A 26167-nucleotide genomic window follows, 5' to 3' on the forward strand; every position below is an offset into this window, starting at 1 on the left:
GTGTCGCCGGGCTGTGGCAGATTGCGGTTCGTGCCCGCCCGTCCCGACGTCCCGCTCGCCTGGGTGGAGCGGCTGCGCTCCCTCTTCGAGGGCTTGCCGGAGTGCTACGAGGAAGCCGCGTGGACCGGTGTCCGCTGGCGGGTCGGGCACGCGACGGTGGCGCACGTGTTCGGCGGCGAGGACCAGCTGTTCCGGATCACGTTCCGGGCGGAGCCCGACGAAGTGCTCGCGTTCGAGCACCTGGGTGCGCCGTACTTCAAGGTCAGCTGGGGGGGCAACGTCGTCGGCATGCTTCTCGACGACGACACCGCCTGGGACGAGCTGGCCGAGCTGCTCACCGACTCCTACTGCCTCCAGGCCCCGCAGCGGCTGGCCGACCTGGTGGAGCGGCCCGGCATGGCAGGCTGACCGGCGCCGGCGCCGGCGCCGGCGCCGGCGACCGGGTGTCGGCGCACGTCCTCGACGTCATCGATCGCAATGCCGTGGCTGCGCTGCCGGCCGAGGTCGTCGCACGCCACGGTCAGGTCGACGGCCTGGTCATCTAGTCATACGTGTAGAAGCCCCGGCCGGTCTTCCGGCCGAGCAGGCCGGCGGAGACCATCCGGGCGAGCAGGGGCGGGGGAGCGTAGAGCGGTTCCTTGAACTCCTCGTAGAGCGACTCCGCCACCGCCTTGGTGGTGTCGAGGCCGATCAGGTCGGCCAACGCCAGCGGCCCCTGCGGGTGCGCGGCCCCGAGCACCAGTCCGTGGTCGATGTCCTCGGCGGTCGCGAATCCGGACTCCATCATCCGGATCGCCGACAGAATGAACGGGATCAGCAGCGCGTTGACCACGAAGCCCGCGCGGTCCTGACACAGGATCGCCTGCTTGCCGAGGCCCTCCTCGACGAAGGCCCGCGCGCTCGCGGTGGTCTCCTCGGCGGTCATCAGGCTCGGCACCAGCTCGACCAGCTTGAGCACGGGCACCGGGTTGAAGAAGTGGATGCCGAGCACCTGCTGCGGTCGCTGGGTGACGACCGCCAGCTTCATGATCGGGATCGACGAGGTGTTGGACGCGAGGATCGCCCCGGGCTGGACGATCTTGTCGAGCTTGGAGAAGAGGTCGACCTTGACCTCCTCGTTCTCGACGATCGCCTCGATCACGAGCTCGCGATCGGCGAGGTCGTCGAGCTCGGTCGCGAAGCGGATCCGCCCGAGGACACTGTCCGGGTCGTCGACCTTCCCGCGCTCGGCCGCGCGTCGGAGTGACTTCTCGATTCGCGCTCGGGCGGCTTCTGCGGCCGGGGCGTTGGCCTCCACGACGATCACGTCCCGTCCCGAGCGCGCGCAGACCTCCGCGATGCCGGACCCCATCAGTCCGCCGCCCACTACGCCGATCCGTTGCGTCATCGTGCTCCTCTTTCGCCGTTGCCCCCGATCGGCCACCGTATTGGCTACCGGTGGGTCAGCAAATGTGACGAGGTCAGCGGGACGCGTGCAGCCCTTGGAACAGGACGCCGGCGACGGCCGCGGCGATGGTGTCGGGCGGGATCGGCCCGTCGGGGCGGTACCAGTCGGTCAGCGAGTTCACCATGCCGAAGACGAGCCGGCTGATGACCTCCGGGTCGACGTCGTCGCGCAGGTCCCCTTCTGCTGCTGCCTGACGGACCAAGGTGGCCAGCTGCTCGTCGATGTGTCGCCGCCGCTCGAGCGCGGACATCTCCAGGGGACTGTTGCCGCGCACCCGCAGCAGCAGGGTGACCGCCGGTAGGTGCGCGACGAGGATGTGGACGGCAGCCTCGACGGTCGCCCGCAGCCGGTCGTAGGCGCTCTCGTCGCGGGTCGCGTCGGCGGCGGCAGCGACCGCGGAGCTCAGTCCTTCCAGGGCCTCGTCGAGCGCAGCGGAGAGGAGCGCCTCCTTGCTGTCGAAGTGGTGGTAGAGCGCGGACTTCGAGACGCCCAGGTCGACGGCGAGGTCGTTGATCGACGTCGCGTCGTAGCCCTGGCGGTTGAACAGCTCGATCGCCCGCCGCAGCACGGTGTCGCGGTCGTAGCCCGGGCGCCCGCGCGGGCGGCGACCGGGTTGGCCGGGTGCTTCGACGTCGACATCGGACATGGCGCCATCGTCCCAGAGCGGACGTCCCGACGGCTTCACCTGGCAGCCGTGGCGTGAAGCCGTGTTCCGCAAAGCCAGCCCATGCGTTTGGGTAACTCAAAGGCTACAGAAGTTGCAGTTGAGCGCAGTCGTCTTCGCGCCTACCTTGCTTGGACAGTCAGAGCGAGGAAAGGCGAGCCATGATCCAGGTCCCGTTGGGAACATCTGGTTGGGAAGTCAGCGAGTTCGTGTTCGGAGCCGGCTCGATCGGCGGTGTCGGTACGTCATCCGCGACCCGCGGCAAGGGGATCAGCAGGGAGGAGGGCCTGGCCCGTCTCGACGAGGCGCGGGGATTCGGCATCACCCTCATCGACACCGCGGACGCGTACGCTGGCGGCGAGAGCGAGCGGGTGGTCGGCGAGTGGCTCAAGGATCGTCAGCCGGACGATGTCCTCGTCTCCACGAAGGTCGGGCTGATCAGCCGGCCCGACGGTTCGCGTGCGATCGACAACTCTCCCGAGCACATCGAGAGAACCCTGAAGCAGAGTCTGGAGCGTCTCGGTCGGGTGGACCTTCTCCTTTCCCATGCCCCCGACCGTGAGACGCCGCTCGACGTCACCCTGGCCGCGTTCGCCAAGGCCCAGGAGTCGCGCTCCATCCAGGGATACGGGGTCAGCAACGTCGACGCGGCTCGGCTGGTCGAGGTTCTCGAAACGGCTGATCGACTGCGACTGCCCAGGCCCGTCGTCATCGAGAACCGGCTGAACCTGCTGGACCGTGCCGACGAGGCCGAGCTGTTGCCGATCGCTCACAGCGAAGGAATCGGCTACACACCCTTCTCGCCGCTGGCGGGAGGCGTGCTGTCCGAGCGGTATCTCGACGGCGCCCCGCCTCCGCCCGACAGCCGGATCGCCGTCGCCGGTGAGATGTACTACCGGGGCTTCTACACGCCCGAGAACCTCGAGCGCGTGACCGCCCTGCGTGAGGTAGCGAGGGAGGTCGAGGTCGGTGTGTCTGCGCTGGCGCTCGCGTGGCTTCGGGACCACCCCTCGGTGACGGCGCCCATCATCGCTCCGAGCACGTCGGCCCAGTGGGAGGCTGTCCGCGAGGCCGCCGTCGTCCGGGTCGAGGGAGACCTGCGCGACCGCGTCTCGGCCATCTTCGACTGAGCCGGCGTAGTCGGGGCTTAGGCGGCCTCGCGTCCGAACAGCTCGTCGAAGGACTCGTGCATCTGGGAGCGGAACCAGGAGTGCGCCTTGTCGTTGGTGTAGCGCTCGTGCCAGGCGAGGTAGAGCGGGACCGGGGGCAGCTCGATCGGCAGCGCCCTGGTGCGCAGGCCCAGTGCTTCGATCGTCGCTCGGCAGACGTGTTCGGGTACGGCGACCACGAGGTCGGTGTGGCGCACGTAGTAGAGCCCTGCGGTGCTGGTGGGGGCGGAGGCCAGGACGCGACGGCTGAGCCCCTGTGCCGCCAGTGCCTCGTCGATCGGGTCGTGGAGGCGCCCGCGCCGCGAGACGATGAGGTGGCTGGCGCCGGCGAAACGCTTGGCCGTGAAGGCGCCTCGGACCAGTGGGTGATCCGCGCGCATGGCGACGACCAGGCGGTCGTGGCCGAGCAGGTCGGCGCGCACCTCCGGCAGCTCCGGTTCGTTGGAGCCCACCTCGAGGTCGACCCGGCCGTGGCGCAGGTCGTTGGTGTCTGCGCTCGCCTCGGCCAGCAGTCGCACCGAGACGCCCGGAGCGTGCGCCTGGACCACAGCCATGAGCCGGGGGCCGATGGCGGTCGTGACCGCGTCGTGGCCGCGGATCGTGAAGATCCGCTCCAAGGAGTCGAGATCCAGCTCCCGTTCCGCCTGGAGCACGTCCCGCGCGCGCTGCACGAGGTCGTGCACCTCGGCGCGCATCTCCGTAGCTCGCGGAGTGGGCGTCATCGTGCGGCCGGTCCGCACGAGGATCTGGTCGCCCGTCGCCCGCCTGATCCGTCCCAGGGTGCGACTCATCGCCGGCGCGGAGAGGTGCATCCGTTGAGCCGCGCCGGCCACGCTCCCCTCTTCGAGCAACGCGTCGAGGGCCGTCAGCAGGTTCATATCCAATTGCACGTGGGTAAATCTACGACTAGCAAGGTTGCACTGGCAAGACATCGTCGTCCGCTCTACGTTCAAGCCATCACACAGCGAGAGCGAGGGGCGATGGAGATCTGGCAGCTCACAGCGACCGAGGTCGCCGGTGCCGTTCGTACCGGCGTCGTTTCCGCGGAGGAGGTCACGCGGTCAGCTCTCGACCGGGTGGCTGCCGTGAACCCCGCGGTCAACGCCCTGGTCGAGATCCGCGAGGAGGCGATCGAGGAAGCTCGTCACGCGGACGAGCTCCGCAGGCGTGGTGAGCCGGTCGGGACGCTGCACGGGTTGCCGGTGACCTCCAAGATGAACACCAACGTAGAGGGCCTGCCGACGACCGACGCGGTCGCGGCCTACGCGGACCACGTCGCCCCCGAGACCGACCCTCAGGTGGCGAGCCTGCTCTGTGCCGGCGCCATCCTGATCGGTCGCACGAACTGCCCGCCGTTCGCCACTCGTTGGACGACGGAGAGCGATCTCTACGGCGCCACGATCAACCCGCTTGCTCCAGGAGTCACGCCCGGCGGGTCGAGCGGTGGTGCCGCGGCGGCGGTGGCCACAGGGATGGGGGTCCTGGCGCAGGGCAATGACATCGGCGGCTCGCTGCGCTATCCGGCGGCGTGCTGCGGTGTCATTGGCCTGCGCCCAAGCCCCGGGCGGATCCCGGGCTGGGCCGGGCCGGTCGCGTTCGACCCCCCGATGGCCTACCAGGCGTTCGTCGAGCAAGGGCCGATCGCCCGCACCGTCGCCGACGTCCGTCTGGGGTTGACCGCGATGGAGGCGTACGACCCCCGGGACCCCCGCGCGGTCGCCAGCGTCAGCCGCATCCCGGCCGGCTCCGGCCTGCCGCGGGTAGGTGTCCTCACCGACCCGGGTGGCGGCGGCCTCCGCGGATCGTCGACACCAGCGAGTGTGGCCGCCACCCGCCGCGCCGCCGCGTGGTTGGCTGAGGCCGGCTACGAGGTCGAGGAGGTCGAGCAACCGATCTTCGGTGACGCCTCTCGTCTGTGGTGGGAGCTGGCGCTGACGGAGTTCGCGATCGCGGTCCGGGCGGAGGTCGCGCGGGTCGGCGAACCAGGCTACCGACGCTTCTTCGACTACATGTACAACGTCTACGAGCAGGAGTTCGGTGATGTCGACCTGTCGCAGTTCGTCGCCGGCTGGGCGAAGCGCGGCAGGCTGCGCCGGGAGATCTCGGTGTTCATGGATCGCTATCCGCTGATCCTCACACCGGTGTCGGGCGAACCGCCGTTCCCGATGGGGGCGGACGCGGAGAGCGTGGACCGGCTGGCGGAGATCATGAGCCATCAGTGGCCGTCGATGTCCGTGCCGACCCTCGGTCTGCCGGCTCTCGGCATGCCGGCCGAGCTTCCGGCCGACGCTGCCCCGCTGGGCGTGCAGATCGTCGGCCGGCCGTTCGAGGACGAGGCGGTGCTCACTGCCGGCGAGGTCGTCGAGGCCCGGCTCGGGCTCTCGCGTCCCGTGGATCCCCGGCAGGGAGACCGCTGACGTGGCAACCGAGCGGACGCCGGAGACACAGCTCGACACGGAGGACAGCGGCGACGCCGGCCTGTTGCCGGACATGGCCGCCGCGATCAAGGCCGCCGGCGCCGCGATGGTCGAGCGGACGACCGAACGCCCGGACTTCCGGACCCGTTCAGACGTGGTGCGAGCGATCTACGACAACGACGACGCCTCCCTCGCGCTGCTGAGACCGCGCCTGAGCAGCCTCCGCCCGGATGCGGGTTGGGTGGACGACGAGCTCGAGAGCGGTCTGCTGCCACCGGGTGAGTGGTGGGTGACCGACCCGGTGGAGGGAAACATCAATCACGCGCACGGTCTCCCGGACTGGGGCGTCACCGCGACCCTGGTCCGCGACAACGTCCCGGTCGCCACCGCTGTCCACCTGCCGCTCACCGACGAGACCTACGTGGCTGCGGTCGGCCATGGCGCCCGCGTCAACGGCCGGCCCCTGGTGCCGTCGGCGAAGCGCGAGCTCAATGCGGCGATGGTCGGCACCGGCCAGGCAGCCCCCGGCGAGTCGGCCGCGACGTTCGACCGCATCGGCACGTCCGTGACCGTGATGCTCAACCGGAGCATGGTGCTCCGGGTCTCCGTGCCGGCAACCCTCCAGCTGCTCCAGGTGGCTGCCGGGCGGATGGATGCGTTCTGGCAGTTCAGCCAGGTGCGCTCCGGGCTGCTCGCCGGTGCGCTGATCGTCGCCGAGGCCGGGGGAGTCGTGTCGGACACCCGCGGCCGGCCGTGGGACCTCGGGAGCCCGGACTTCCTGGCGACCACGACCCACCTACACGAAGCGGCCGTTGCCGCCCTGTCCACCGTGGACCGGATCTCGTACGACGACCGACCGACCCCTACCTGAAGGAGAAACCCATGACCACCATCGCGATCCTCGGCACCGGCCGGGTGTCCCGCACGCTCGCCACCGCCCTCCTGGGCGCCGGCCACCAGGTGTTGATCGGCAGTCGGGACGCCGAAGCCGCCCGGGCCGGATGGGCAGGCACCGGTGTGACCGTGACCGACGTCGCCGACGCGGCCGGCAGCGCCGACGTCGTCGTCAACGCAACACCAGGGGACTCTTCCGTCGAGCGGTTGAGCGAGCTGCGTGCGGAGCTTGCCGGGAAAGTGCTGCTCGACGTCGCCAACGCCTCGGCGCGCGGCGCCGACGGAATGCCGACGGGGCTCCTCTACCCGGGTGAGAGCCTCGGCGAGCGGCTGCAGAGCGCACTCCCGGAGTCGAAGGTCGTCAAGGCCCTCAACACCATGCTGTTCCCCGTCATGGGCGCACCGGACAGCCTGTCCACGCCGGTCACCGTGTTCGTGTCCGGAGACGACGATGCCGCCAAGCAGGTCGTCACCGGCCTGCTCACCGACCTCGGTTGGAAGCCCGACCTGATCCTCGACCTCGGCGGGATCAAGTCCGCGCGCGCCCCGGAGGCTGCGGTCGAGATCGTGCCCGCCGTGCTCAGGGCACGGGGCATGGTGCCCTTCGCGATCACTGTCGTCGGATGAGCGTCCCGCTCGATGTCGCTGCCGCGTCCCTCGAGGCCTGGGCGGGTGCCAGTGATCACCGGCGGGACGCCGGACTGCAGGAGGCCGGCCGACAGGCCGCCCGAGCGGCCGAGACGCACGGCGCGTTCATCACCGTTGCGCAGGACGTCGGCTCCCCTTCCGCCGGCGAGCTGCGCGGGGTGCCGATCGCGGTGAAGGACAACATCGACGTGGTCGGTCTGCCGACGACGGCCGGAAGCCCGCTCCTTCGCGGCTACCTGCCCGAGGTGGACGCGAGCGTCGTCGCCGCGCTCAAGGAGGCGGGCGCCGTCGTCGTGGGCAAGACCAACATGCACGAGCTCGCCTTCGGCATCACCTCGAACAACGCGGAGTTCGGTCCGGTGCGCAACCCGGTGGACAGGTCGCGGGTCGCCGGCGGCTCCAGCGGTGGCAGCGCGGCGGCGGTGGCCCTGGGCGTCGTCCCCGTCAGTCTCGGCACGGACACCGGCGGCTCGGTGACGATCCCCGCGGCGTTCTGCGGCGTCGTCGGCTTCCGCCCGACGACCGGTCGCTACCCGGGAGACGGCGTGGTGAACCTGTCATGGACCCGCGATTCAGTCGGGATCCACGGGCGCACCGTGCGAGACGTACGCGCGCTGGACCGCGTGATCGTCCGTGACGCCGACGAGGACGGTACGCCGCTGAACCGTCTGGTCCTCGGCGTGCCTCGCTCCAGGTACGAGGGCCTCGACGAAAGGGTCGCCGCCGCCTGCGAGCAGGGGCTCGAGGCGCTGGCCGCCAGCGGCGTGCAGCTGGTGGACGTCGAGGTACCCGACGATCTCCAAATCGGGAACGGCGCGGGGCTGGGAATGGTGCTCTTCGAAGCGGAGCGCACCATCCGGTGGCGCGCCGCCGGCTCCGAGGGCGGCGAGCGGTTCCGCACGTTCGCCGACATCGTCGAGCACGTCGCGTCCCCCGACGTGCGTCGCCTCGCCGAGATGATCGTGTCCGAGCCCTTCGCGCCCGAGTCGTACGAGCAGGCCCGTCGGTCCCGGCTTTCCCTTCGCCGGGGCTACGCCGACATGTTCCGCACGACCGGCGTGCACGCGCTCGTCGCTCCTGCCGTTCCCGTGACCGCCCCTCCGATCGGTGCCGACGACGTCATCGACGTGAACGGCGAGGAGCTGCCGACCTTCCCGACGATCACCCGCAACACCGCTCCCGGAACCGTCGCCGGCGTTCCGATGCTCACGCTCCCTCTCGGGCGCCTCCCCACCGCGCTGCCGGTTGCGCTCACGTTCGAAGGCGCATTCGCGTCTGACGTGGAGCTGCTTGCGGTCGGCGAACGCCTGGAGCAGGTGCTGCTCCAACGCGGGTGACGGTCATCGTCTCCGGACCGATCGGATTCACGGCCCCGACGTCATCGAGCGGTGTAGACCGGCTCGCGGTCCTCTTGCATGGCCGCGAGCCGCTCGGCGAAGTCGGCGCTGCCGATCAATGAGTACATGGCCGGGAGCAGCTCGCCGTAGACGTGGTGCGCGGCTCCCTCGTAGGCGCGGCGGCCGATGCGCAGCGTCTCCCGTACGGCGAGGGGTGGGTGGGCGGCGATCACCGCAGCGAGCTCCTGTGCTCGCTCGACCTGGCGACCTGCCGGCACCACCTCCTGGACCAGCCCCAGACGCAAGGCCTCCTCGGCCGGCCAGTCCTCGGCGGTGAGCAGCCACCGCATGGCGTTGCCCCAGCCGACCTCGAGCGGCATCCGTACGCTGGCGCAGCCGGCAGGCGTCGTACCTCGGCTGACCTCGCCCTGACCGAAGCAGGCATCGTCCGCCGCGATCCTGAGGTCCGCAGCCAGGATCAGCTCGTGGGCCATCGCACCCACAGTTCCCTGCACGGCCGCGATCAGCGGCTTGGAGAGCCGGGACGACGTCCCGAAGGGATTGATCCGCCCCGGGGCGTCCAGGCTGAACAGGCGCTTCTGCAGCGCCGGGAGGAAGGCGTTCGGGTCCAGTCCGACGGAGAAGTCGGCTCCGGCGCCGCTCAGCACCACGACCCGGACATCGCTGTCGTGCTCGGCCCGGTGGTAGGCCTCGCCGAGGGCGGCGAAGGTGTCCGGGTCGATGGCATTGGCGTGCTCCGGGCGGTGCAGCTCGACGGTCGCGACGTGCGCGGCGGATTGGTAGCGGATGGTGCGGGCCTGCTTCATGGGGGTTGTCTCCCTGATCAGTCGGCTGCCGCCGGACCGGCGACGTAGTCAAGGTAGGGACTACGGATCACCCAACTCAACTGCATGTCTGATAGCGGAAGAGTTACTGCGATGCATTCCAGATGGCAGCGGACTCGAGTGCGTGTGAGTAATCCATTCGATAGCAACGTTGCACTGGCGTATCACTGCCGGCGTACCTACCGTCGAGGCATTCCTTCGGCGGGAATCACCCGCCCCAATCCGATCGGGGACCGATGGCTACGGCGTACCGGCAGCACTCGACAGGACTCTCGGGCGGCGCGGTCGACGCCGAGCCGTCGATCGTGGTGCGCGATCTCGGCAAGACCTTCGACAACGGGGTCCGGGCGATCTCGAGTGCCACGCTGCACGTGGCGTCCGGAGAGTTCGTCTCCATCGTCGGTGAGAGCGGCTGCGGGAAGTCGACCCTGCTCCGGATCGTGGCCGGCCTGACCCCGCCGAGCGACGGCAGCGTCGAGGTGAGCGGGACGCGGGTCGTCGGTCCGAGGCGAGACGTCGGCCTGATGTTCCAACGGCCGGCTCTGCTGGACTGGAAGACCGCACTCGAGAACGCGCTCCTGCCGGTCGGGATCCATCGGCGGGTCACCCGGGCCGACGTCAGCGAGGCGATGGGGCTCCTGGAGCTCTTCGGGCTGAAAGGTTCGGAGTTCCGGTTCCCTCGTCAGCTCTCCGGCGGCATGCAGCAGCGCGTGGCGCTGGCGCGGTTGCTGATGACTGGCGCCCAGGTCCGTCTCCTGGACGAGCCGTTCGGCGCGGTCGACGAGCTCACCCGCGAGCACCTGAACGTGGAGCTGCTCCGCATCCACGATCTCGACGTCTCCGCGACGCTGCTGGTCACGCACAACATCACCGAGGCGGTGTTGTTGTCGGACCGCGTGATCGTGATGGGGCCCCGCCCTGGCCGGGTCGTCGGCGACATCGCGGTGAACCTGCCTCGTCCTCGCTCGGCCGAGACAACCCAGTCGCAGGAGTTCCAGCGCCTGGTCGGAGCGGTCCGCGCGCGGCTGGTCGAGGACAGCAACGGAGGGGCGGCATGAGCGTCGACACCGTTCCGAGCAGCCGCGGAGCCAAGGCCCGCGAGCGGATCGTGGCCCCGGTCGTATTCCTCGGCGTGCTCCTTCTCGCGTGGCACCTGGCCACCTCCCAGGATTGGGTGAGCTCTCTCGTGCTCCCTCCGCCCAAGGACGTCGTGGTCTCGACGTACGAGCTGTTCGAGACCGGCCTCATCTGGGAACACCTCTTCGCAACCCTCTACGAGACCCTCGCCGGTTTCGCTCTCGCCGCATCGGTGGCGCTCATGCTGGCACTCGCCGCAGGTTGGTCGACGCTGCTCCGCAACATGATCCAGCCCTATGCGGTCGTGCTCCAGGTGATGCCGATGCTGTCGCTGGCGCCGATCATCATCTCCACGTTCGGGTTCGGGTATCAGTCCAAGATCGTCGTGGCCGCGCTCATCTCGTTCTTCCCGGTGTTCGTCAACACCCTCACCGGACTCCTCCTCCCCGATCCGCAGGAGGAAGAGCTGTTCCGTTCCCTCGGCGCCGGTCGGGCCAAGACGTTCAGGTACGTGCTGATGCCCACGGCAGCGCCGCTGATCTTCGCCGGACTGCGGATCGGCCTCACGCTCGCCCTTGCCGGCGCCATCGTCGCGGAGTTCGTGTCAGCCCAAGTCGGCCTGGGGCTGCTCGTGCAGCGGTTCAGCTACCAGCTCAACCTCGACGATGCGTTCGCGGTCATCTTCGTGCTGACGGCGATGGGGCTGGCGCTCTACGGGCTGATCGCCCTGGTCGGACATCTCGTCGTGTTCTGGCGACGCGAGGCAGCGCTCAACCGGCGGAGCGCCGCCCGGATGCGGCGCTACCAACGACGCATCGGAGGCGGGGTCGCGCCTGCCGTCGAACCGGCAGCGGTGCCGGACACACGGTCGTACTCGGGTGGAAACCACGAGAACCCAACCCAACTGGAGGCGAAACGATGACAGCCACGAAGGCGCGACGGACAGGAGCGGTGATCGGGATGATCACGCTCGCCGCTACTTCGCTCGCAGCGTGCAGCGACGGGTCCGGGGGAGCGGCAACGGAGAGCGGCAGCGTGCGCGTCGCCAGCCCAGCGCCGGACTCGCTGTTCACCTACAACGAGATGGTGGCCCGCGAGCTCGGCTTCTACGCGGACGAGGACCTCGAGGTCGAGCTGGTCGCGCTGTCCGATGCCATCCCGGCAGCGGCACTGGTCCAGAACGGTGAGGCCGATGCCGCGCTGATCTCTGCCACGGACGCGCTGGCGGCCGCCTCGAAGGCGGAGGACCTCCGACTCGCGTACGACGAGCGCACCGGCGGTACCGACTTCATCTACGGGATCGTCGTGCCTTCCGAGAGCGGCATCGAGGACCTCACCGAGCTCGAGGGGGAGAACATCGGCCTTGCCTCTCCGGACCAGGATCTCGCTCTCCTCGCGTCGGCGCTCGAGCAGGTCGACATGACGCTCGACGACGTCGAGACCACGGTGGTCGGCCCGGGTGGATCGTCGGTCGCCGAGTCGCTGCGTTCCGGCCGGATCGCGGGGTACGCCGGCACCCTTCAGGACTTCGCGGCCTTCGGGGATGCGGGACTCGAGGTTGACAACATCCTCCCGGAGGGGCTGGAGGGACTACCGGTCGGCGGCTACGTGACCACCACCAGCACGCTCGAGGCCGACGACGACATGGTCAAGTTCCTGCGGGCGCTCGCCAAGGGCACGTACGTCGCGCTCGAGCGACCGGAGATCGCAGCGCTGGTCACCCAGGAAGGTGCGCCGGAGCAGTGGCGTGAGCCCGAGGTCGCCGAGTTCCTTCTCGAGGGCCTGGCAGCGACCCTCGTGCCCTTCGACGGCGAGACCTTCGGCGAGATCAAGACAGACCGATGGCAGAACGCCCAGGACCTCCTGATCGAGGTCGGCGTCATGGACGACCCGGCCGACCTGGACGTGCTCCTGGACGACGACCTGATCGAGGAGATCAACGACTGGGACCGTGAAGAGGTGCTTGCCCGTGCAGACGAGTGGCTCGCCGAGCACGGGGCCTCCTGAGTGATGGTCGGGGACGTGAGCACCGACCGCCCCGCCGGGAAGGCCAGGTTCGCACCGCCCGCGCAGGAGGAGCTCGACCCCGCCGAGAGGATGGGTCGGGACGAGCTCGAGGCGCTGCAGCTAGAGCGGTTGCGCGACGTCGTCACCCACGCGTACCAGCACGTAGCGCCCTACCGGGTGAAGCTGGACGCGGCCGGAGTCTCGCCCGCTGAGATCCGGAGCCTCGACGACGTACACCGGCTCCCCTTCACAACGAAGGAGGATCTGCGCGTCACCTACCCGTTCGGCATGTTCGCCGTGCCCATGGAGCGGATCGCGCGGATCCACGCATCGTCCGGGACGACGGGACGGCCCACCGTGGTCGGCTACACCTCGGCCGATCTCGACACCTGGGCCTCGCTGATGGCGAGGTCCCTCAGGGCCGCGGGCGTGCGCCCCGGAATGATGGTGCACAACGCCTACGGCTACGGCTTGTTCACCGGAGGACTGGGCGCGCACGCCGGCATCGAAGCGCTGGGTGCGACGGTCGTGCCCGCGTCCGGTGGGCAGACCGCCCGACAAGCCCAGATGATCGAGGACTTCGCACCACAGGTGGTGCTGTGCACGCCGACGTACCTGCTCACCCTCGCCGACGCGCTCGAGGAGCGCGGTGTGGACCCTCGCTCGACGAACCTACGTGTCGCAGTCCTCGGCGCCGAACCGTGGACGAACGAGATGCGGGAGGAGCTCGAGACGCGCCTCGACCTGGACGCCGTCGACATCTACGGACTCAGCGAGGTGATGGGACCCGGGGTCGGGAGCGAGTGCATCGACACGAAGGACGGGCCGCACCTGTGGGAGGACCACTTCCTCCCTGAGGTGGTCGACCCGGTCACGGGCGAACCGGTCCCGGACGGGGAGCGGGGAGAGCTGGTGCTCACGACGCTGACCAAGGAAGCGTTCCCTGTGCTCAGGTACCGCACCCGCGACCTCACCCGGTTGCTGCCGGGCACGGCGCGACCGGCCATGCGACGGATCGAGAAGATCACGGGACGCAGCGACGACATGATCATCCTGCGCGGGGTCAACCTCTTCCCGACCCAGGTGGAGGAGCTGGTCCTGGCCGCGCCCGGTCTCGCTCCTCACTATCTCCTCGAGCTCACCCGCAGGGGAAAGCTGGACCACCTCACCGTCTGCGTGGAGCCCTCCAGCGGGCGGCCCGCGGACCCCGACGCGGCCGCGGAGGCTGAGGCTCTGGTGCGCCGGGTCAAGGACAGCATCGGGGTCTCGGTCGAGGTGCGGTTGGAGGAGCCGGGAGCTCTGCCGCGCAGTGAGGGGAAGCTGCAGCGGGTCCGCGACCTACGGGCGTCGACCTGACCGATGAGCGTCCTCGTCGTCGAGCACGTGCCCTGGGAGCCGGCCGGCCGCATCCACATGCAGTGCCTCGCCGAGGGCCTCGACGTGCGCACGGTCAACGCGTTGCGAGGCGACCGGTTCGGCGAGGTGGAATCGCTCGCCGGCGTGGTGGTCATGGGTGGGCCGATGCGTGCCACCGACTGGCGAAACCACCCGCGCCTGGAGGACGAGGTGGCGCTCCTACGGGATGCGGTCACGGCGGACGTTCCGTGTCTGGGGATCTGCCTCGGGCACCAGCTGCTCGCCCTCGCCTGCGGAGGCTCACTGGAGACCGCCCAGACGGCAGAGATCGGTGTCGCACCGGTCGAGGTCATGGCTGAGTCGGTCCTCGGGCGGGTCGGTGACCGCGTCGATGTACTCCACTGGCATGCGGACGTGGTGTCGTTGCCGTCGGGCGCCGACCTGCTGGCACGGTCCGACCAGTGCGAGAACCAGGCCTTTCGGCTGGGGTCTGCCGTAGGCCTTCAGTTCCACCTCGAGGTCGACCAGGCGTTGTTCGCCCGCTGGCTCAGCGTTCCCGAGATGGCGGCCGAGCTGCCCGCGGGGATCGACCACGAAGCCGCTCTGAGAGCTGCGGAGCCGACCATGGCCGAGCTCGCGCGGATGGTCTTCTCGGACTTCACCTCCCGAGCTTCCGCCCGGGCCGGTCAGCTGAGTCAGTCGGGACCCGCGAGCACCGACTGAAGGGCCCGCAGCTCACGGTCGACGCCTTCCATCTCCGCGAGGATCGCCTGCTCGGGGGTCCCCGCGGGAAAGACGATCGTGAAGGTCACGTGGGATCCGAGCCCGTCGGGAAGCACGCGGAGGAAGGCGCCCAGTCCCGAGTCGTCCGCAGAGACGAAGTCCACGACGCCGAGGCCGGGGGCCGTCCGGACGCGCACCATTCTCGAACCGGTGCCCTTCGACACCTGCCAGAGACCAGCCTGCTCAGTGACCGACTCGGCGAAGTCGGGCGCCCACTCCCGCAGGTTCCGTGGGTCGGCCAGGTAGTCCGTCACGGCCGACGGCGCGCTGGGGATGTGCGCCGCGCGGGTCGCCGAACGTCGGGACGTGCGTGTCTGTCCGAACATCCCATCAACGTATTCCAGACCGCTCGGTCAGGAAATGCGGTTGGCGTGCATTCCGGTAACGCCTGGGCGTGCCGAAAGCGCAGTTCCGGAGGGATGGCACGGACGCCTACGGTGGATCCACTCCCAGCACGAGAGGTTTCCCATGAAGATCGCCGTCCTCGGCGCAACCGGTGGAGTCGGTCGCGAGGTCGTCAGCCAGGCACTCGACCAGGGCCATGACGTGGTCGCGGTCTCGAGGCACGCAGCGGAGGCGCTGGACCTCGAGCCCGGCGACCTTCTGCACAAGGTCTCAGCCGACGTCACAGAGCCTGCGGCAGTGGCCGAGGCGATCAGTGGTTGTGACGCGGTCATCGGGACGTTGGGCGTGTCCCGCGGCGAGGAGCCGGGCGTCCTCACGGCGGGGGCCCGCTCGCTGATCGCGGCGAACCCCAAGCGGGTCGTGTGGTTGGGGGCCTACGGCACCGGCGCCTCGGCCGAACGAGCGGGCGCCCTGACCCGCGCCGTCCTGAAGCTGGCGATGAAGGGCGAGCTGCCCGACAAGGAGGCCGCCGACAAGCAGGTGCTCGACGCGGGAGGCATCGTCCTGCACTCGGGACCCTTCAAGAACGGTGCGATGAGTCCCTCCCACCGCGCCGTCCCGCTGCAGGACGCACCGCACCGGCTCTTCCCGGCACGGGTGGCCCGGGCCAGCGTTGCCGCCTGCCTGCTGGAAGCCGCAGCCGCCCCCGCCACTGCCGGGGTGCTGGTCCCACTCGAGAGCTGAGGACGCCTGCCCGCGGATCGGCGGGTCGTGCGCTCAGCCGCGGCCGACCGGTGCGCCGCTGGGTTCCGGCTCCTCGAAGACCAGCAGGGTGCGGGTGCTGATCACACCGTCCATGCCCTGGATCTCGTCGAGGACGAGACGGCGCAGGTCGGCGTTGTCGCGCGCCCGCACGAGCAGGACCACGTCGAACTCGCCACCGACCAACGCGATGTGGGTGATCCCCGGCAGCTCCCGCAGCTGCGCCGCGATCTGGCGCCACGACGCCTGCCGGACGTTGAGCGTGACGTACGCCGACGTACCCAGGCCGCTCAGCGCCGGATCGACCTCGGCACGGAAGCCACGGATCACTCCGGTCTCGCGGAGCCGCTCGACCCGGGCGTAGGCGTTCGCGCGCGAGATGTGAAGGGTCTCGGCCAGCGTCCGCATCGACATCCGGCCGTCGGTGGTGAGCGCGTCGAGGATCCGGTGGTCGGTGTCGTCGAGGGGGCTGGCCATGTGTCTCGTCCTCGTGGGTCGGCGTGCGGTGCTTCTGGACGAACGGCACATCTTCGAGGCGTCCGTGTAGACATCTTCTCGCATTTCTGTCGCCAGTGGAATCCAGTTGGCATCCGGAGGAGGCTGAGTCCATGACAGGTGATCTGGACCTCATGCCATCGGACACGCCGGTCCAGCTGATCGACCCGTCCGGACGCGCGACCGGCCGCGAGGGCTTCGCCGTCCCTGGCGACGCGGCGTTGCTCCGGGCGTACGGCGCCCTGGTCGCCGCACGTCGGCTCAACGACCAGGCCTACGCGCTGGTGCGGCAGGGCCGGCTCGCGGTCTACCCGTCGTCCCACGGGCAGGAGGCCTGCCAGGTGGCCGCGGCGCAGGTGCTCGACGACGAGGACTGGCTCTTCCCGACCTACCGCGACACCGCCGCCATCGTCGCCCGCGGCGTCGACCCGGTCGAAGCACTCGTGCTCCTCAAGGGCGACTGGCACTCCGGCTACGACCCCTACGCGAAGAAGGTCGCGCCGCAGGCGACCCCGCTGGCCACCCAGCTGCCGCACGCGGTCGGGGTCGCCCATGCCGCCAGGCTGCGTGGTGAGTCGACGGTGGTGATGGCGCTCTGCGGCGACGGGGGGACGAGCGAGGGCGACTTCCACGAGGCGCTCAACTTCGCCGCCGTCTTCCGGGCACCCGTGGTCTTCTTCGTGCAGAACAACGAGTACGCCATCTCCGTCCCGCTCTCCCGGCAGACGGCCGCCCCGTCGATCGCTCACAAGGGCGTCGGGTACGGCGTCCCCGGCGAGCGCGTCGACGGCAACGACGTCGCGGCGCTGCTGGCTGTCCTCGGCGACGCCGTCGCCCGCGCTCGGGCCGGCGAGGGCCCGCAGCTGGTCGAGGCGCACACCTACCGCATCCAGGCCCACACCAACGCCGACGACGCCACGCGCTACCGCCGGGACGAGGAGGTCGCCGCCTGGGCCGGCCGCGACCCGATCCTCCGGATGGGGGCCTACCTGCGCGAGCACGACCTGCTCACTGACGAGCAGGCGACGGCGTACGCCGAGGCCGCCGACGAGGTCGCCTCCCACACCCGCGACGGACTCAACACCGACGTCTCGCCGAGGCCCGACGACCTCTTCGACCACGTGTACGCCCGCCGCACCCCGCAGCTGAAGGAGCAGGCCGCCATGCTCGCCGACGAGCTGGCCAGGGAGGTCGCGCGATGACGCACGAGAAACTCACGATGGCGCAGGCCCTCAACCGCGCACTGCGCGACGCTCTCGCCGAGGACCCCTCCGTCCTGGTCTTCGGGGAGGACGTCGGACCGCTTGGCGGCGTGTTCCGGATCACCGACGGGCTGACGGCCGAGTTCGGCGACGACCGTTGCTTCGACACCCCCCTCGCCGAGTCCGGCATCGTCGGCATGGCGGTCGGCCTGGCGATGAACGGCATGCGGCCGGTCGTCGAGATGCAGTTCGATGCCTTCGCCTACCCCGCCTTCGAGCAGGTCGTCAGCCACGTCGCCAAGCTCCGCAACCGCACCCGCGGCAAGGTCAGCGTGCCGATCGTGATCAGGGTGCCGTACGCCGGCGGCATCGGCGGCGTCGAGCACCACTGCGACTCCTCGGAGGCCTACTACGCCCACACCCCCGGTCTGCACGTGCTGGCGCCGGCGAACGCCGCCGACGCCTACGGCCTGCTGCGCGAGGCGATCGCCTCGCCCGATCCGGTCGTCTTCCTCGAGCCCAAGAAGCTCTACTGGGCAAAGGACGAGGTCGATCTCGCAGCCCCCGTCCCGGGCGTCGGCAAGGCGGCGGTGGTGCGCGAGGGCACGGACGCGACCCTGATCGCCTACGGCCCCTCGGTCCCCACCGCGCTGGACGCCGCCGAGGTCGCTGCCCAGGAGGGCCGCAGCCTCCAGGTCGTCGACGTCCGGTCGATCGTGCCGTTCGACGACGCGACGGTCTGCGACGCGGTCCGCTCGACCGGCCGCGCCGTCGTCGTGGCCGAGGCGGCCGGGTTCGCCAGCGTCTCGTCCGAGATCGTCGCCCGGGTCACCGAGCGGTGCTTCCACTCCCTCGCCGCTCCGGTCCGACGGGTCACCGGCTTCGACATCCCCTACCCACCGCCCAAGCTCGAGCACCTCCACCTGCCCAGCGTCGACCGGATCCTCGACGCCGTGGACGACCTGCAGTGGGAGCACTCATGACCACGTCGACCGCGGGCGCCCAGGTGTTCAGGCTCCCCGACCTGGGGGAGGGGCTCACCGAGGCGGAGATCGTGCGCTGGCTCGTCGCCGTCGGCGACCAGGTCGCCGTCGACCAGGCGATCGTCGAGGTCGAGACCGCCAAGTCCCTCGTCGAGGTGCCGTCGCCGTACGCCGGCCGGGTGGCTACCCTGCACGGCGCCGAGGGCGCGACCGTGCCCGTGGGCTCGCCGCTGATCACCGTCGACGCGGCCGACCCGACAGATCCCCCAGACCCCGTGGTCTCCACGGACGCTGCCACGACTCCCGCGGCCGAGGCGTACCGCGAGGAGGAGCGGGCCGGTTCGGGCAACGTGCTCATCGGCTACGGCACCGCCGAGGCCGGCGGCCGCGGTCGCAAGCGCAGGCCGCGACCGGTCGCGTCTGCTCCCGTGAAGGTGGCGGCGGCGCCGTCTCCGCCACCCCCGTCCCCGGCAACGGGTCCGGGCAAGCCGCCGCTCGTCATCTCGCCCCTCGTACGACGCCTGGCCCGGGACGGAGGCGTAGACCTCGCCGACGTCACCCCCACCGGCGAGGGCGGCGTGATCACGCGCAGCGACGTCGTGCGCGCGCTGGCCGACCGCGAGAAGCCGAGTCCCGCCACGCCCGCGGCAACGCCGAGCGGCACCGGCGAACGCCGTACACCGCTCAACGGCTTCCGCAAGGCGGTGGCGGCGCAGCTGAGCCGCAGCCGCAGCGAGATCCCAGAGGCGACGGTCTGGGTCGACGTCGACGCCACGGCCCTGTGGGAGCTGCGGGAAGGCACCCGCACGGCCGCTGATCCCGGCCCCGGGCTGCTGGCCTACCTCGCCCGCTTCGTCGTCGCCGGCCTGAAGCAGTACCCGGTCCTCAACGCGCGCCTCGACGTCGAGCGGCAGGAGATCGTCGAGCACGACCACATCCACCTCGGCCTCGCCGTGCAGAGCGAACGCGGGCTCGTCGTGCCGGCGGTCCTGAACGCCGAGACGATGACCACCGACCAGCTCGACGCCGCGATCCGCGCCCTCACCTCGCGTGCCCGGGAAGGACGGGCGACGGCCGAGGAGCTGGCCGCCGGGACCTTCACCCTCAACAACTACGGCGGGTTCCGGGTCGACGGCAGCGCGGCGATCATCAACCATCCCCAGGTGGCGATCCTCGGGTTCGGGCGGATCCTCGACCGACCGTGGGTGGTCGACGGCGCGATCGTGCCCCGCAAGATCACCCAGATGTCGTTCGTTTTCGACCACCGAGTCTGCGACGGCGGGACGGCCGCCGGCTTCATGCGCGTCGTCGCCGACGCGATCGAGGACCCTGCCGCCGCGATCCGCGGCCTCTGATCCACGAGGGGCAGCGCCTAGGCCGTCGGCGAATCACCCGCGAACACCGGCCGCATGAAGGTCCGCTCGTAGCGGACCACGCACCCCGACTCGTCGCGGATGCGGTCGGCGGCGATGAACTCCGGGTGCTCGCCGAACAGGGCGCGGAACTCCTCGTACCGCGCCAGCGACGGGAAGGTGAAGAGCGCCAGCGCGCGGTCGCTCGCGCCCTCGGCGGGCAGGAAGTAACCGTGGTGCTGGCCGCCGTGCTCGTTGACCAGCCGGATCCACTCGGCGGCGAACCGCTCGAAGTCGGCCGTCTTGGCGGGATCGATCGTGTAGTCGATGACGCAGGTGATCACGGGCGCACGCTAGTTGGTAGCGGCGTCCTCCTGCGGCCAGGTCTTCGCGACCAGCGTGAGCACGTCGTACGTCGCGACCGGCGCGTCGTCCTGGTTGGTGACCACGGCGTCCCAGCGGACCTCGCCGTAGTCGGCGGACGTGCGCGGGGTGACCTGCTTGACGGTGAGCGTCACGCGGATGGTGTCCTCGGCCTTCACCGGGGTCAGGAACCGCAGGTTGTCCACGCCGAAGTTGGCCAGCACCGGGCCGGGGTTCGGTTCGACGAACAGGCCGGCGGCGAGCGACACGACCAGGTAGCCGTGGGCGACGATGCCGCCGAACAGCGGGTTGGCGGCCGCGGCCTCGGGGTCGGTGTGGGCGTAGAACGTGTCGCCGGTGAACTCCGCGAAGTGGTCGATGTCGGCGAGGGTGACCGTGCGTGAGTCCGACACGATGCTGTCGCCGATCCGCAGCTCGGCGAGGCTCTTGCGGAACGGGTGGCCCTCGTCGACCCGGCGCTCGGCACCCGTCGTCCAACGGCCGGTGATCGCGGTGAGCATGTCGGGCGACGCCTGGATCGCGGTGCGCTGCATGTGGTGGAGCACGCCGCGGATGCCGCCGAGCTCCTCACCGCCGCCCGCGCGACCGGGGCCGCCGTGGACGAGGTTGGGGAGCGGGCTGCCGTGGCCCCCTGCCTGCGCTGCCTCGGCCGCGTCGTCGCGGTCGAGCACCAGCACCCGGCCGTGCCACGGGGCGAGACCGAGGGTGACCTGGCGGGCGATGGCCGGGTCGTGGGTGACCAGCGATGCCACCAGGCTGCCCCTGCCGCGGGCGGCGAGGGCGACCGCCTCGTCGGTCGTGGAATACGTCAGGACCGTGGAGACCGGGCCGAAGGGCTCGACGTCGTGCGGCTCGGTGGCGCCGGGGTGTGCGCGCAGCAGCACGGGGGAGAGGAACGCGCCCTGCTCGGCGTCCGCGTCGACGACGTCGACCCGGTCGGGGTTGCCGTACACGATGTCGGCGCTGTTGCGCAGCGCCTCGATCGCCTTGCGCACCTCGTCCCTCTGGCTGCGGCTGGCCAGCGCGCCCATCCGCACCGACTCGTTCGCCGGGTTGCCGACGGCGATCTTGGCGAGCCGGTCGCTGATCGCGGTGACCACCGTGTCGGCCAACGCGTCGGGCACGATCGCCCGTCGAATGGCCGTGCACTTCTGCCCGGCCTTGACCGTCATCTCCGTGACGACGCCCTTGACGAAGAGATCGAGCTCGGGGTCCTCCGCGGTGACATCGATGCCGAGGATCGAGCAGTTGAGCGAGTCCGCCTCGACACCGAGCCGCACGCCCCGGTGGAGCACCGACCGGTGGTTGCGCAGGATGGCGGCGGTGTGCGCCGATCCGGTGAAGGCGACCGAGTCCTGCTCGTCGAGCTCGTCGAGCAGGGTGCCGGCGCTGCCCGCCACCAGCTGCAGGCTGCCGGCGGGCAGGATCTCGGACTCGATGATCCGGCGGACGACCGCCTCGGTGAGGTAGGCGGTCTGGCTGGCGGGCTTGACGATGCTGGGCAGGCCCGCGAGGAAGGCCGGTGCGAGCTTCTCCAACATGCCCCAGACCGGGAAGTTGAATGCGTTGATCTGGACCGCGACGCCGGTGCGCGAGGTGTAGACGTGCTGGCCGACGAACGCGCCGCCGCGGCCGAGGGGCTCGGTCACGCCGTCGAGCACGACCGTGTCGTTGGGCAGCTCACGGGTGCCCTTGCTCGAGTAGGAGAACAGGGTGCCGATGCCGCCGTCGATGTCGACCATCGAGTCGCGCTGCGTGGCACCGGTGCGGAGCGACAGCGCGTAGAACTCGTCCTTGAACCCACCGAGGTGCTTGGCCAGCGCCTTGAGCATGCCGGCCCGCTCATGGAAGGTCAGTCGGCGTACGGCGGGACCGCCCACCTCGCGGGCGTGGGCGACCAGCGCGGCGAAGTCGAGGCCGCGGGTCGACACCCGGGCGACCTCTTCGCCGGTGACCGCGTCCAGGAGCGGTTCGCCCTCGTCCTGGGCGCGGAACCAGTGGCCCGCGACGTAGCTCTCCAGCAGTGCGCTCACGGTTCGCAACCTTTCGATCCGGGTGGGGGCGCGCCGTTGCGCGACCCGGGATGCGTGTGTCACAGTATTACAGACCGTTCGGTCAGTAAATAGGTCTCAGCTGCCTCGGAGGTACTCATGTCGTCGGCCGTCGCGGAGTCCGAGCTCGCCGCCCAGTTCGAGGCGACCATCGACCGCAAGGACCGCATCGAGCCGCGTGATTGGATGCCCGACGCCTACCGGAAGACGCTGGTCCGCCAGGTCGCCCAGCACGCGCACTCGGAGATCATCGGCATGCAGCCGGAGGGCAACTGGATCGGCCGGGCGCCGTCGCTGCGCCGCAAGGCGATCCTGCTCGCCAAGGTGCAGGACGAGGCCGGCCACGGGCTCTATCTCTACTCGGCCACCGAGACCCTCGGGGTCTCCCGGGACGAGCTGACCGAGATGCTGATCTCGGGGAAGCAGAAGTACTCCTCGATCTTCAACTACCCGACGCTGTCCTACGCCGACGTCGGGACCATCGGCTGGCTGGTCGACGGCGCGGCCATCTGCAACCAGGTCCCGCTGTGCCGTACGTCGTTCGGGCCCTACGGCCGCGCGATGATCCGGATCTGCAAGGAGGAGTCCTTCCACCAGCGGCAGGGCTACGAGCTGCTGATGACGATGATGCGCGGCACGGACGAGCAGCGCGCGATGGTGCAGGAGTCGGTGAACCGGTTCTGGTGGCCGGCGCTGATGATGTTCGGCCCGCCGGACGACGCCTCCCCGAACACCGAGCAGTCCATGGCGTGGGGCATCAAGACCCACACCAACGACGAGCTGCGCCAGCGTTTCGTCGACATGTCGGTGCCGCAGGCCGAGGCGCTCGGCGTCACCTTTCCCGATCCCGACCTGGTCTGGAACGAGGAACGGCAGGCGCACGACTTCGGTCAGCCCGACTGGGACGAGTTCTGGGACGTCGTCAAGGGCAACGGGCCGTGCAACGCGCAGCGGATCGCCCACCGCAAGCAGGCGTGGGACGACGGCGCCTGGGTGCGTGAGGCGGCCCTCGCGTTCGCCAGAGCGACCCCCTCGACCAACGACGGGAGCAGGGCATGAGCAACGAGGTGCGGGGCGAGTGGCCCCTCTACGAGGTGTTCGTGCGCGGCAAGCGCGGCCTCAACCACGTCCACGTCGGATCGCTGCACGCGGCAGACGACGAGATGGCCGTACGGCACGCGCGCGACGTCTACACCCGTCGCAACGAGGGCGTCTCCATCTGGGTGGTCCGCTCCGAGGCGATCACCGCCTCGAGCCCCGACGAGAAGGATCCGCTCTTCGCGCCCAGCGGCGACAAGGTCTACCGCCATCCCACCTTCTACGAGATCCCCGACAACGTCCCCCACATGTGACGGCTGAGGAACGACATGTCGAACATTCACACCCATGAGCCGGACGACCACGAGTCGGCGTACTCCGGACTGCTGGTCAACGACTCCCACTGGGCGTTCGGGACCGACTTCGAGGACCCTCTCGCCGGCGTCGACACCACGGTGCCCGACGGGGTCGACCCGGGCGTGCTGGCGACGTACTGCCTGATGCTGGGCGACGACGCATTGATCCTGTCGCAGCGCCTGGCCGAGTGGTGCAGCCGCGCCCCGGACCTCGAGGAGGACATCGCGCTCGCCAACATCGCGCTCGACCTCTTGGGACAGGCGCGGCTGCTGCTGGCGCGGTCAGCGGCGGCCGACCCCGGCGTCGTACCCGCGCTGCCCGACGGTTCCCCGGTCCCCGACGAGGACCGGCTGGCGTTCTTCCGTGACGACCAGCAGTTCCGCAACGTGCGTCTCGCCGAGGTCCCCAACGGCGACTTCGCCGAGACCGTGGTCCGGATCCTGCTCTTCTCCTCCTGGCGGCTCGCGCTCTTCGAGCGAATGGCGGGGAGCCGGGACGCGGTGCTCGCGGCCGTCGCCGCGAAGGGCGTGAAGGAGCTGGCCTACCACCGTGACTTCGCCGGGCGCTGGTTCCTGACCCTCGCCCAGGGCACCGAGCAGTCGCGGCGTCGGCTGCTGACCGCGCTCGACGGGCTCTGGCCGCTGTGGAGCGAGCTCTTCGAGTCCCACGACGTCGAACGCGCTGCCGCGGCGGCCGGTGTCGGCGTCGACCCGAGCGACGTCGCGGCCGAGGTCGACGTCGTGCTCGAGCAGGTCTTCGCTGCCAGCGGGGTCGAGCGACCGGAACGACCCGGACTGGCCGGCGTGCAGGGGCGGAAGGGTCGCGACGGCCGGCACACCGAGGCGTTCAGCCTGCTGCTCGCCGAGATGCAGGTCGTGGCCCGCGCACATCCCGAGGGTCAGTGGTGACCGCCGTCCTCGACCGCGCCGAGGTCCTCTCGCGCGCCTGGGCGGCAGCGGCCACGGTCGTCGACCCCGAGCTGCCGATGCTCACGCTCGTCGACCTCGGGGTCCTCCGCGACGTGACGATCGACGAGGACGGCGGGGTGGTCGCGGCCATCACGCCGACGTACTCCGGCTGTCCGGCGATGGCCACCATGCGCGACGATTTGATGCGGACGCTTCGCGACGCGGGATTCCCCGGGGCGCGGGTCCGGGTCGCCCTCCACCCCGCCTGGACCACCGACTGGATCACGCCTGCCGGCAGGGCGGCGCTGGCGTCGGCCGGCATCTCACCCCCCGGATCCGCGCCGGTGAGGACCGGACCGGTCCCGCTCCAGCTGACGCCGACCCGCCGCGCGGTCCGATGCCCCCGGTGCGGCACCGACGACGTCGGCCTCACCTCGGAGTTCGGGTCGACCGCCTGCAAGGCGATGTACCAGTGCCGCGGGTGTGGCGAGCCCTTCGACCACGTGAAGGAGATCTGAGGTGACCACCGCCGCGCCTCCCGAGCCGCGCACCCGGGCCGGGTTCCACACGCTGACCGTCAGCGACGTGGAGCGGCTCACCGACGACGCGGTCGCGGTGACCTTCGCCGTCCCCGAGGACCTGGCGGACGTCTTCGCGTACGACGCCGGGCAGTCCCTCACCCTCCGGCGGACCATCGACGGCGTCGAGCACCGACGGACTTATTCGATCTGCTCGCCGGCGGGCGCTTCCCCGCGCATCGGCGTGCGCGAGATCCCCGGCGGGCTCTTCTCGACCTGGCTGGTGCGCAAGGTGAAGCCCGGTGACCGGATCGACGTGCAGGCCCCGTCGGGCAGCTTCCGCGCGGACCCGCACGGTGCCGGCCGGCACCTCTGCATCGCCGCCGGCTCCGGGATCACGCCGATGCTGTCCATCGCCGCAACGGTGCTCGCGAACCCCGACACGCAGGTGACCCTCCTCTACGGCAACCGCACGACGACGTCGGTGATGTTCGCCGAGGAGCTGGCGGACCTCAAGGACGCCCACCATCGTGCGCTCGACCTGGTCCACGTGCTCTCGCGCGAGCCGCGCGACGTCGAGCTCTTCTCCGGCCGCCTGGACGCCGACCGGCTCCGTGCGATCCTCACCATGCTGGTGCCCGTCGCGGACGTCGACCACGTCTGGATCTGCGGACCGATCGGCATGCTGGCGGACGCCCGCGAGGTGCTTGCGGAGCTCGGCGTCCCCCACGACCGCGTGCACTTCGAGCTGTTCTACGTCGACGAGCCACCTCCGCAGCTCCGACACCCCGACCGGGTCGTCGACGGCGTCACCAGCGAGGTCACGATCACCCTCGACGGGCGGACGACGACCACGCCGATGGAGCGCGGGAAGACGATCCTCGACTCGGCGCAGGAGCTGCGGGCGGACCTGCCGTTCGCCTGCAAGGGCGGCGTCTGCGGCACCTGCCGGGCGAAGGTGTGCGACGGCGAGGTCGACATGGTCCGCAACTACGCCCTCGAACCCGACGAGGTCGCCCGCGACTTCGTCCTCACCTGCCAGACCTTCCCGGTGAGTCCGGAAGTCACCATCGACTTCGACGCCTGACCGGACCCAGGACCCCAGGAACCCAGGAACAAGGAGCCCCC

General features: G+C 70.4%; 28 protein-coding genes. 20 read left to right on the forward strand and 8 right to left on the reverse strand.

Annotated features, from left to right (window positions below; genetic code table 11):
* Nucleotides 1-30: 30 nt before the first annotated feature.
* Entirely contained in the window at nt 31-408 is a 378-nt protein-coding gene (locus SHK19_RS04785; RefSeq protein WP_322937978.1) for an MmcQ/YjbR family DNA-binding protein, read from the forward strand.
* A gap of 133 nt (nt 409-541) precedes the next feature.
* Here SHK19_RS04785 and SHK19_RS04790 read toward each other — a convergent pair whose 3' ends face one another.
* Both SHK19_RS04790 and SHK19_RS04795 read right to left on the reverse strand, forming a co-directional pair.
* Entirely contained in the window at nt 542-1387 is an 846-nt protein-coding gene (locus SHK19_RS04790) for a 3-hydroxybutyryl-CoA dehydrogenase (protein ID WP_322937979.1), read from the reverse strand.
* 73 nt (nt 1388-1460) lie between these two features.
* Nucleotides 1461-2093: a TetR/AcrR family transcriptional regulator gene (locus tag SHK19_RS04795; protein WP_322456642.1), complete on the reverse strand. Its 633-nt coding sequence runs from the start codon at nt 2091-2093 to the stop codon at nt 1461-1463.
* A 179-nt stretch (nt 2094-2272) separates the two neighbouring features.
* On the opposite strand from SHK19_RS04795, the gene SHK19_RS04800 reads away from it, so the two are divergent.
* Nucleotides 2273-3241, forward strand: a complete 969-nt coding sequence (locus SHK19_RS04800) for an aldo/keto reductase (RefSeq protein WP_322456641.1) — start codon at nt 2273-2275, stop codon at nt 3239-3241.
* Between the two features lie 17 nt (nt 3242-3258).
* On the opposite strand, the gene SHK19_RS04805 is transcribed toward SHK19_RS04800, so the two are convergent.
* Entirely contained in the window at nt 3259-4158 is a 900-nt protein-coding gene (locus SHK19_RS04805) for a LysR family transcriptional regulator (RefSeq protein WP_322456640.1), read from the reverse strand.
* 102 nt (nt 4159-4260) lie between these two features.
* Here SHK19_RS04805 and SHK19_RS04810 point away from each other — a divergent pair, with 102 nt between their 5' ends.
* From SHK19_RS04810 to SHK19_RS04825, 4 genes are read left to right on the forward strand one after another with little or no spacing between them, the layout of a single operon-like run.
* Nucleotides 4261-5697, forward strand: a complete 1437-nt coding sequence (locus tag SHK19_RS04810) for an amidase (protein WP_322456639.1) — start codon at nt 4261-4263, stop codon at nt 5695-5697.
* A gap of 1 nt (nt 5698) precedes the next feature.
* Nucleotides 5699-6568 (forward strand): inositol monophosphatase family protein, encoded by an 870-nt coding sequence (locus SHK19_RS04815; RefSeq protein WP_322937980.1) that lies wholly within the window; start codon nt 5699-5701, stop codon nt 6566-6568.
* Nucleotides 6569-6579: 11 nt separating this feature from the next.
* Nucleotides 6580-7218: an NADPH-dependent F420 reductase gene (locus SHK19_RS04820; RefSeq protein WP_322456637.1), complete on the forward strand. Its 639-nt coding sequence runs from the start codon at nt 6580-6582 to the stop codon at nt 7216-7218.
* Nucleotides 7215-8576: an amidase family protein gene (locus tag SHK19_RS04825; RefSeq protein WP_322456636.1), complete on the forward strand. Its 1362-nt coding sequence runs from the start codon at nt 7215-7217 to the stop codon at nt 8574-8576. Before SHK19_RS04820 ends, SHK19_RS04825 begins: the two co-directional genes overlap by 4 nt.
* 41 nt (nt 8577-8617) lie before the next feature.
* Here SHK19_RS04825 and SHK19_RS04830 read toward each other — a convergent pair whose 3' ends face one another.
* Nucleotides 8618-9403, reverse strand: coding sequence for an enoyl-CoA hydratase-related protein (locus SHK19_RS04830; protein ID WP_322456635.1), 786 nt, complete (start codon nt 9401-9403; stop codon nt 8618-8620).
* Nucleotides 9404-9657: 254 nt separating this feature from the next.
* Here SHK19_RS04830 and SHK19_RS04835 point away from each other — a divergent pair, with 254 nt between their 5' ends.
* From SHK19_RS04835 to SHK19_RS04855, 5 genes are read left to right on the forward strand one after another with little or no spacing between them, the layout of a single operon-like run.
* Complete coding sequence (locus SHK19_RS04835) at nt 9658-10479, forward strand: ABC transporter ATP-binding protein (protein WP_322456634.1); 822 nt, start codon at nt 9658-9660, stop codon at nt 10477-10479.
* Nucleotides 10476-11420: an ABC transporter permease gene (locus SHK19_RS04840; protein ID WP_322937981.1), complete on the forward strand. Its 945-nt coding sequence runs from the start codon at nt 10476-10478 to the stop codon at nt 11418-11420. Before SHK19_RS04835 ends, SHK19_RS04840 begins: the two co-directional genes overlap by 4 nt.
* Nucleotides 11417-12505 carry an ABC transporter substrate-binding protein gene (locus SHK19_RS04845; RefSeq protein WP_322456632.1) on the forward strand — a complete coding sequence of 363 codons (1089 nt, stop codon included), beginning with the start codon at nt 11417-11419 and terminating at the stop codon, nt 12503-12505. Before SHK19_RS04840 ends, SHK19_RS04845 begins: the two co-directional genes overlap by 4 nt.
* A 15-nt stretch (nt 12506-12520) precedes the next feature.
* Nucleotides 12521-13861, forward strand: coding sequence for a phenylacetate--CoA ligase PaaK (gene paaK / locus SHK19_RS04850; protein WP_322937982.1), 1341 nt, complete (start codon nt 12521-12523; stop codon nt 13859-13861).
* 3 nt (nt 13862-13864) lie between these two features.
* Nucleotides 13865-14584 (forward strand): type 1 glutamine amidotransferase, encoded by a 720-nt coding sequence (locus SHK19_RS04855; protein ID WP_322456630.1) that lies wholly within the window; start codon nt 13865-13867, stop codon nt 14582-14584.
* Here SHK19_RS04855 and SHK19_RS04860 read toward each other — a convergent pair.
* On the reverse strand, nt 14557-14970 hold the full coding sequence (locus SHK19_RS04860; protein ID WP_322456629.1) for an SRPBCC family protein: 414 nt from the start codon (nt 14968-14970) through the stop codon (nt 14557-14559). The genes SHK19_RS04855 and SHK19_RS04860 overlap by 28 nt on opposite strands.
* A gap of 142 nt (nt 14971-15112) precedes the next feature.
* On the opposite strand from SHK19_RS04860, the gene SHK19_RS04865 reads away from it, so the two are divergent.
* Nucleotides 15113-15733 carry an NAD(P)-dependent oxidoreductase gene (locus tag SHK19_RS04865; RefSeq protein WP_322456628.1) on the forward strand — a complete coding sequence of 207 codons (621 nt, stop codon included), beginning with the start codon at nt 15113-15115 and terminating at the stop codon, nt 15731-15733.
* Nucleotides 15734-15766: 33 nt separating this feature from the next.
* On the opposite strand, the gene SHK19_RS04870 is transcribed toward SHK19_RS04865, so the two are convergent.
* Nucleotides 15767-16228, reverse strand: coding sequence for an Lrp/AsnC family transcriptional regulator (locus SHK19_RS04870; RefSeq protein ID WP_322456627.1), 462 nt, complete (start codon nt 16226-16228; stop codon nt 15767-15769).
* Between the two features lie 131 nt (nt 16229-16359).
* On the opposite strand from SHK19_RS04870, the gene pdhA reads away from it, so the two are divergent.
* The 3 genes from pdhA to SHK19_RS04885 are packed head-to-tail and all read left to right on the forward strand — an operon-like array spanning nt 16360 to nt 19786.
* On the forward strand, nt 16360-17448 hold the full coding sequence (gene pdhA / locus SHK19_RS04875; RefSeq protein ID WP_322456626.1) for a pyruvate dehydrogenase (acetyl-transferring) E1 component subunit alpha: 1089 nt from the start codon (nt 16360-16362) through the stop codon (nt 17446-17448).
* Entirely contained in the window at nt 17445-18431 is a 987-nt protein-coding gene (locus SHK19_RS04880) for an alpha-ketoacid dehydrogenase subunit beta (RefSeq protein WP_322937983.1), read from the forward strand. The genes pdhA and SHK19_RS04880 overlap by 4 nt, the downstream gene beginning before the upstream one ends.
* The gene (locus SHK19_RS04885; protein WP_322937984.1) at nt 18428-19786 is read left to right on the forward strand and encodes a dihydrolipoamide acetyltransferase family protein; all 1359 of its coding nucleotides are present in this window, start codon (nt 18428-18430) and stop codon (nt 19784-19786) included. Before SHK19_RS04880 ends, SHK19_RS04885 begins: the two co-directional genes overlap by 4 nt.
* Nucleotides 19787-19803: 17 nt before the next feature.
* Here SHK19_RS04885 and SHK19_RS04890 read toward each other — a convergent pair whose 3' ends face one another.
* Together SHK19_RS04890 and paaZ are read right to left on the reverse strand one after the other, a co-directional pair.
* Nucleotides 19804-20127: an NIPSNAP family protein gene (locus tag SHK19_RS04890; protein WP_322937985.1), complete on the reverse strand. Its 324-nt coding sequence runs from the start codon at nt 20125-20127 to the stop codon at nt 19804-19806.
* 9 nt (nt 20128-20136) lie between these two features.
* On the reverse strand, nt 20137-22200 hold the full coding sequence (gene paaZ / locus SHK19_RS04895; protein ID WP_322937986.1) for a phenylacetic acid degradation bifunctional protein PaaZ: 2064 nt from the start codon (nt 22198-22200) through the stop codon (nt 20137-20139).
* A gap of 117 nt (nt 22201-22317) precedes the next feature.
* Here paaZ and paaA point away from each other — a divergent pair, with 117 nt between their 5' ends.
* From paaA to paaE, 5 genes are read left to right on the forward strand one after another with little or no spacing between them, the layout of a single operon-like run.
* Nucleotides 22318-23277, forward strand: coding sequence for a 1,2-phenylacetyl-CoA epoxidase subunit PaaA (gene paaA, locus SHK19_RS04900; RefSeq protein WP_322456621.1), 960 nt, complete (start codon nt 22318-22320; stop codon nt 23275-23277).
* On the forward strand, nt 23274-23570 hold the full coding sequence (gene paaB, locus SHK19_RS04905; RefSeq protein WP_322456620.1) for a 1,2-phenylacetyl-CoA epoxidase subunit PaaB: 297 nt from the start codon (nt 23274-23276) through the stop codon (nt 23568-23570). Before paaA ends, paaB begins: the two co-directional genes overlap by 4 nt.
* A gap of 15 nt (nt 23571-23585) precedes the next feature.
* A complete protein-coding gene (paaC, locus tag SHK19_RS04910; protein WP_322456619.1) occupies nt 23586-24521 on the forward strand; it encodes a 1,2-phenylacetyl-CoA epoxidase subunit PaaC in 936 nt (311 codons plus the stop codon).
* The gene (gene paaD, locus SHK19_RS04915) at nt 24518-25039 is read left to right on the forward strand and encodes a 1,2-phenylacetyl-CoA epoxidase subunit PaaD (protein WP_322937987.1); all 522 of its coding nucleotides are present in this window, start codon (nt 24518-24520) and stop codon (nt 25037-25039) included. The genes paaC and paaD overlap by 4 nt, the downstream gene beginning before the upstream one ends.
* Nucleotide 25040: 1 nt before the next feature.
* Nucleotides 25041-26126: a 1,2-phenylacetyl-CoA epoxidase subunit PaaE gene (gene paaE / locus SHK19_RS04920; RefSeq protein ID WP_322937988.1), complete on the forward strand. Its 1086-nt coding sequence runs from the start codon at nt 25041-25043 to the stop codon at nt 26124-26126.
* The last annotated feature ends 41 nt before the right edge of the window (nt 26127-26167 follow it).

It is taken from the genome of Nocardioides bizhenqiangii (assembly GCF_034661235.1).
Lineage (GTDB): Bacteria > Actinomycetota > Actinomycetes > Propionibacteriales > Nocardioidaceae > Nocardioides > Nocardioides bizhenqiangii.

Excerpts from the sequence above, each read along its gene's own strand:
- SHK19_RS04790 (WP_322937979.1), bottom strand. The coding sequence starts at position 1,387 with ATGACGCAACGGATCGGCGTAGTGGGCGGCGGACTGATGGGGTCCGGC.
- SHK19_RS04795 (WP_322456642.1), bottom strand. The coding sequence starts at position 2,093 with ATGTCCGATGTCGACGTCGAAGCACCCGGCCAACCCGGTCGCCGCCCG.
- SHK19_RS04800 (WP_322456641.1), top strand. The coding sequence starts at position 2,273 with ATGATCCAGGTCCCGTTGGGAACATCTGGTTGGGAAGTCAGCGAGTTC.
- SHK19_RS04805 (WP_322456640.1), bottom strand. The coding sequence starts at position 4,158 with ATGAACCTGCTGACGGCCCTCGACGCGTTGCTCGAAGAGGGGAGCGTG.
- SHK19_RS04810 (WP_322456639.1), top strand. The coding sequence starts at position 4,261 with ATGGAGATCTGGCAGCTCACAGCGACCGAGGTCGCCGGTGCCGTTCGT.
- SHK19_RS04820 (WP_322456637.1), top strand. The coding sequence starts at position 6,580 with ATGACCACCATCGCGATCCTCGGCACCGGCCGGGTGTCCCGCACGCTC.
- SHK19_RS04825 (WP_322456636.1), top strand. The coding sequence starts at position 7,215 with ATGAGCGTCCCGCTCGATGTCGCTGCCGCGTCCCTCGAGGCCTGGGCG.
- SHK19_RS04830 (WP_322456635.1), bottom strand. The coding sequence starts at position 9,403 with ATGAAGCAGGCCCGCACCATCCGCTACCAATCCGCCGCGCACGTCGCG.
- SHK19_RS04835 (WP_322456634.1), top strand. The coding sequence starts at position 9,658 with ATGGCTACGGCGTACCGGCAGCACTCGACAGGACTCTCGGGCGGCGCG.
- SHK19_RS04840 (WP_322937981.1), top strand. The coding sequence starts at position 10,476 with ATGAGCGTCGACACCGTTCCGAGCAGCCGCGGAGCCAAGGCCCGCGAG.
- SHK19_RS04845 (WP_322456632.1), top strand. The coding sequence starts at position 11,417 with ATGACAGCCACGAAGGCGCGACGGACAGGAGCGGTGATCGGGATGATC.
- SHK19_RS04855 (WP_322456630.1), top strand. The coding sequence starts at position 13,865 with ATGAGCGTCCTCGTCGTCGAGCACGTGCCCTGGGAGCCGGCCGGCCGC.
- SHK19_RS04860 (WP_322456629.1), bottom strand. The coding sequence starts at position 14,970 with ATGTTCGGACAGACACGCACGTCCCGACGTTCGGCGACCCGCGCGGCG.
- SHK19_RS04865 (WP_322456628.1), top strand. The coding sequence starts at position 15,113 with ATGAAGATCGCCGTCCTCGGCGCAACCGGTGGAGTCGGTCGCGAGGTC.
- SHK19_RS04870 (WP_322456627.1), bottom strand. The coding sequence starts at position 16,228 with ATGGCCAGCCCCCTCGACGACACCGACCACCGGATCCTCGACGCGCTC.
- pdhA (WP_322456626.1), top strand. The coding sequence starts at position 16,360 with ATGACAGGTGATCTGGACCTCATGCCATCGGACACGCCGGTCCAGCTG.
- SHK19_RS04880 (WP_322937983.1), top strand. The coding sequence starts at position 17,445 with ATGACGCACGAGAAACTCACGATGGCGCAGGCCCTCAACCGCGCACTG.
- SHK19_RS04885 (WP_322937984.1), top strand. The coding sequence starts at position 18,428 with ATGACCACGTCGACCGCGGGCGCCCAGGTGTTCAGGCTCCCCGACCTG.
- paaA (WP_322456621.1), top strand. The coding sequence starts at position 22,318 with ATGTCGTCGGCCGTCGCGGAGTCCGAGCTCGCCGCCCAGTTCGAGGCG.
- paaB (WP_322456620.1), top strand. The coding sequence starts at position 23,274 with ATGAGCAACGAGGTGCGGGGCGAGTGGCCCCTCTACGAGGTGTTCGTG.
- paaC (WP_322456619.1), top strand. The coding sequence starts at position 23,586 with ATGTCGAACATTCACACCCATGAGCCGGACGACCACGAGTCGGCGTAC.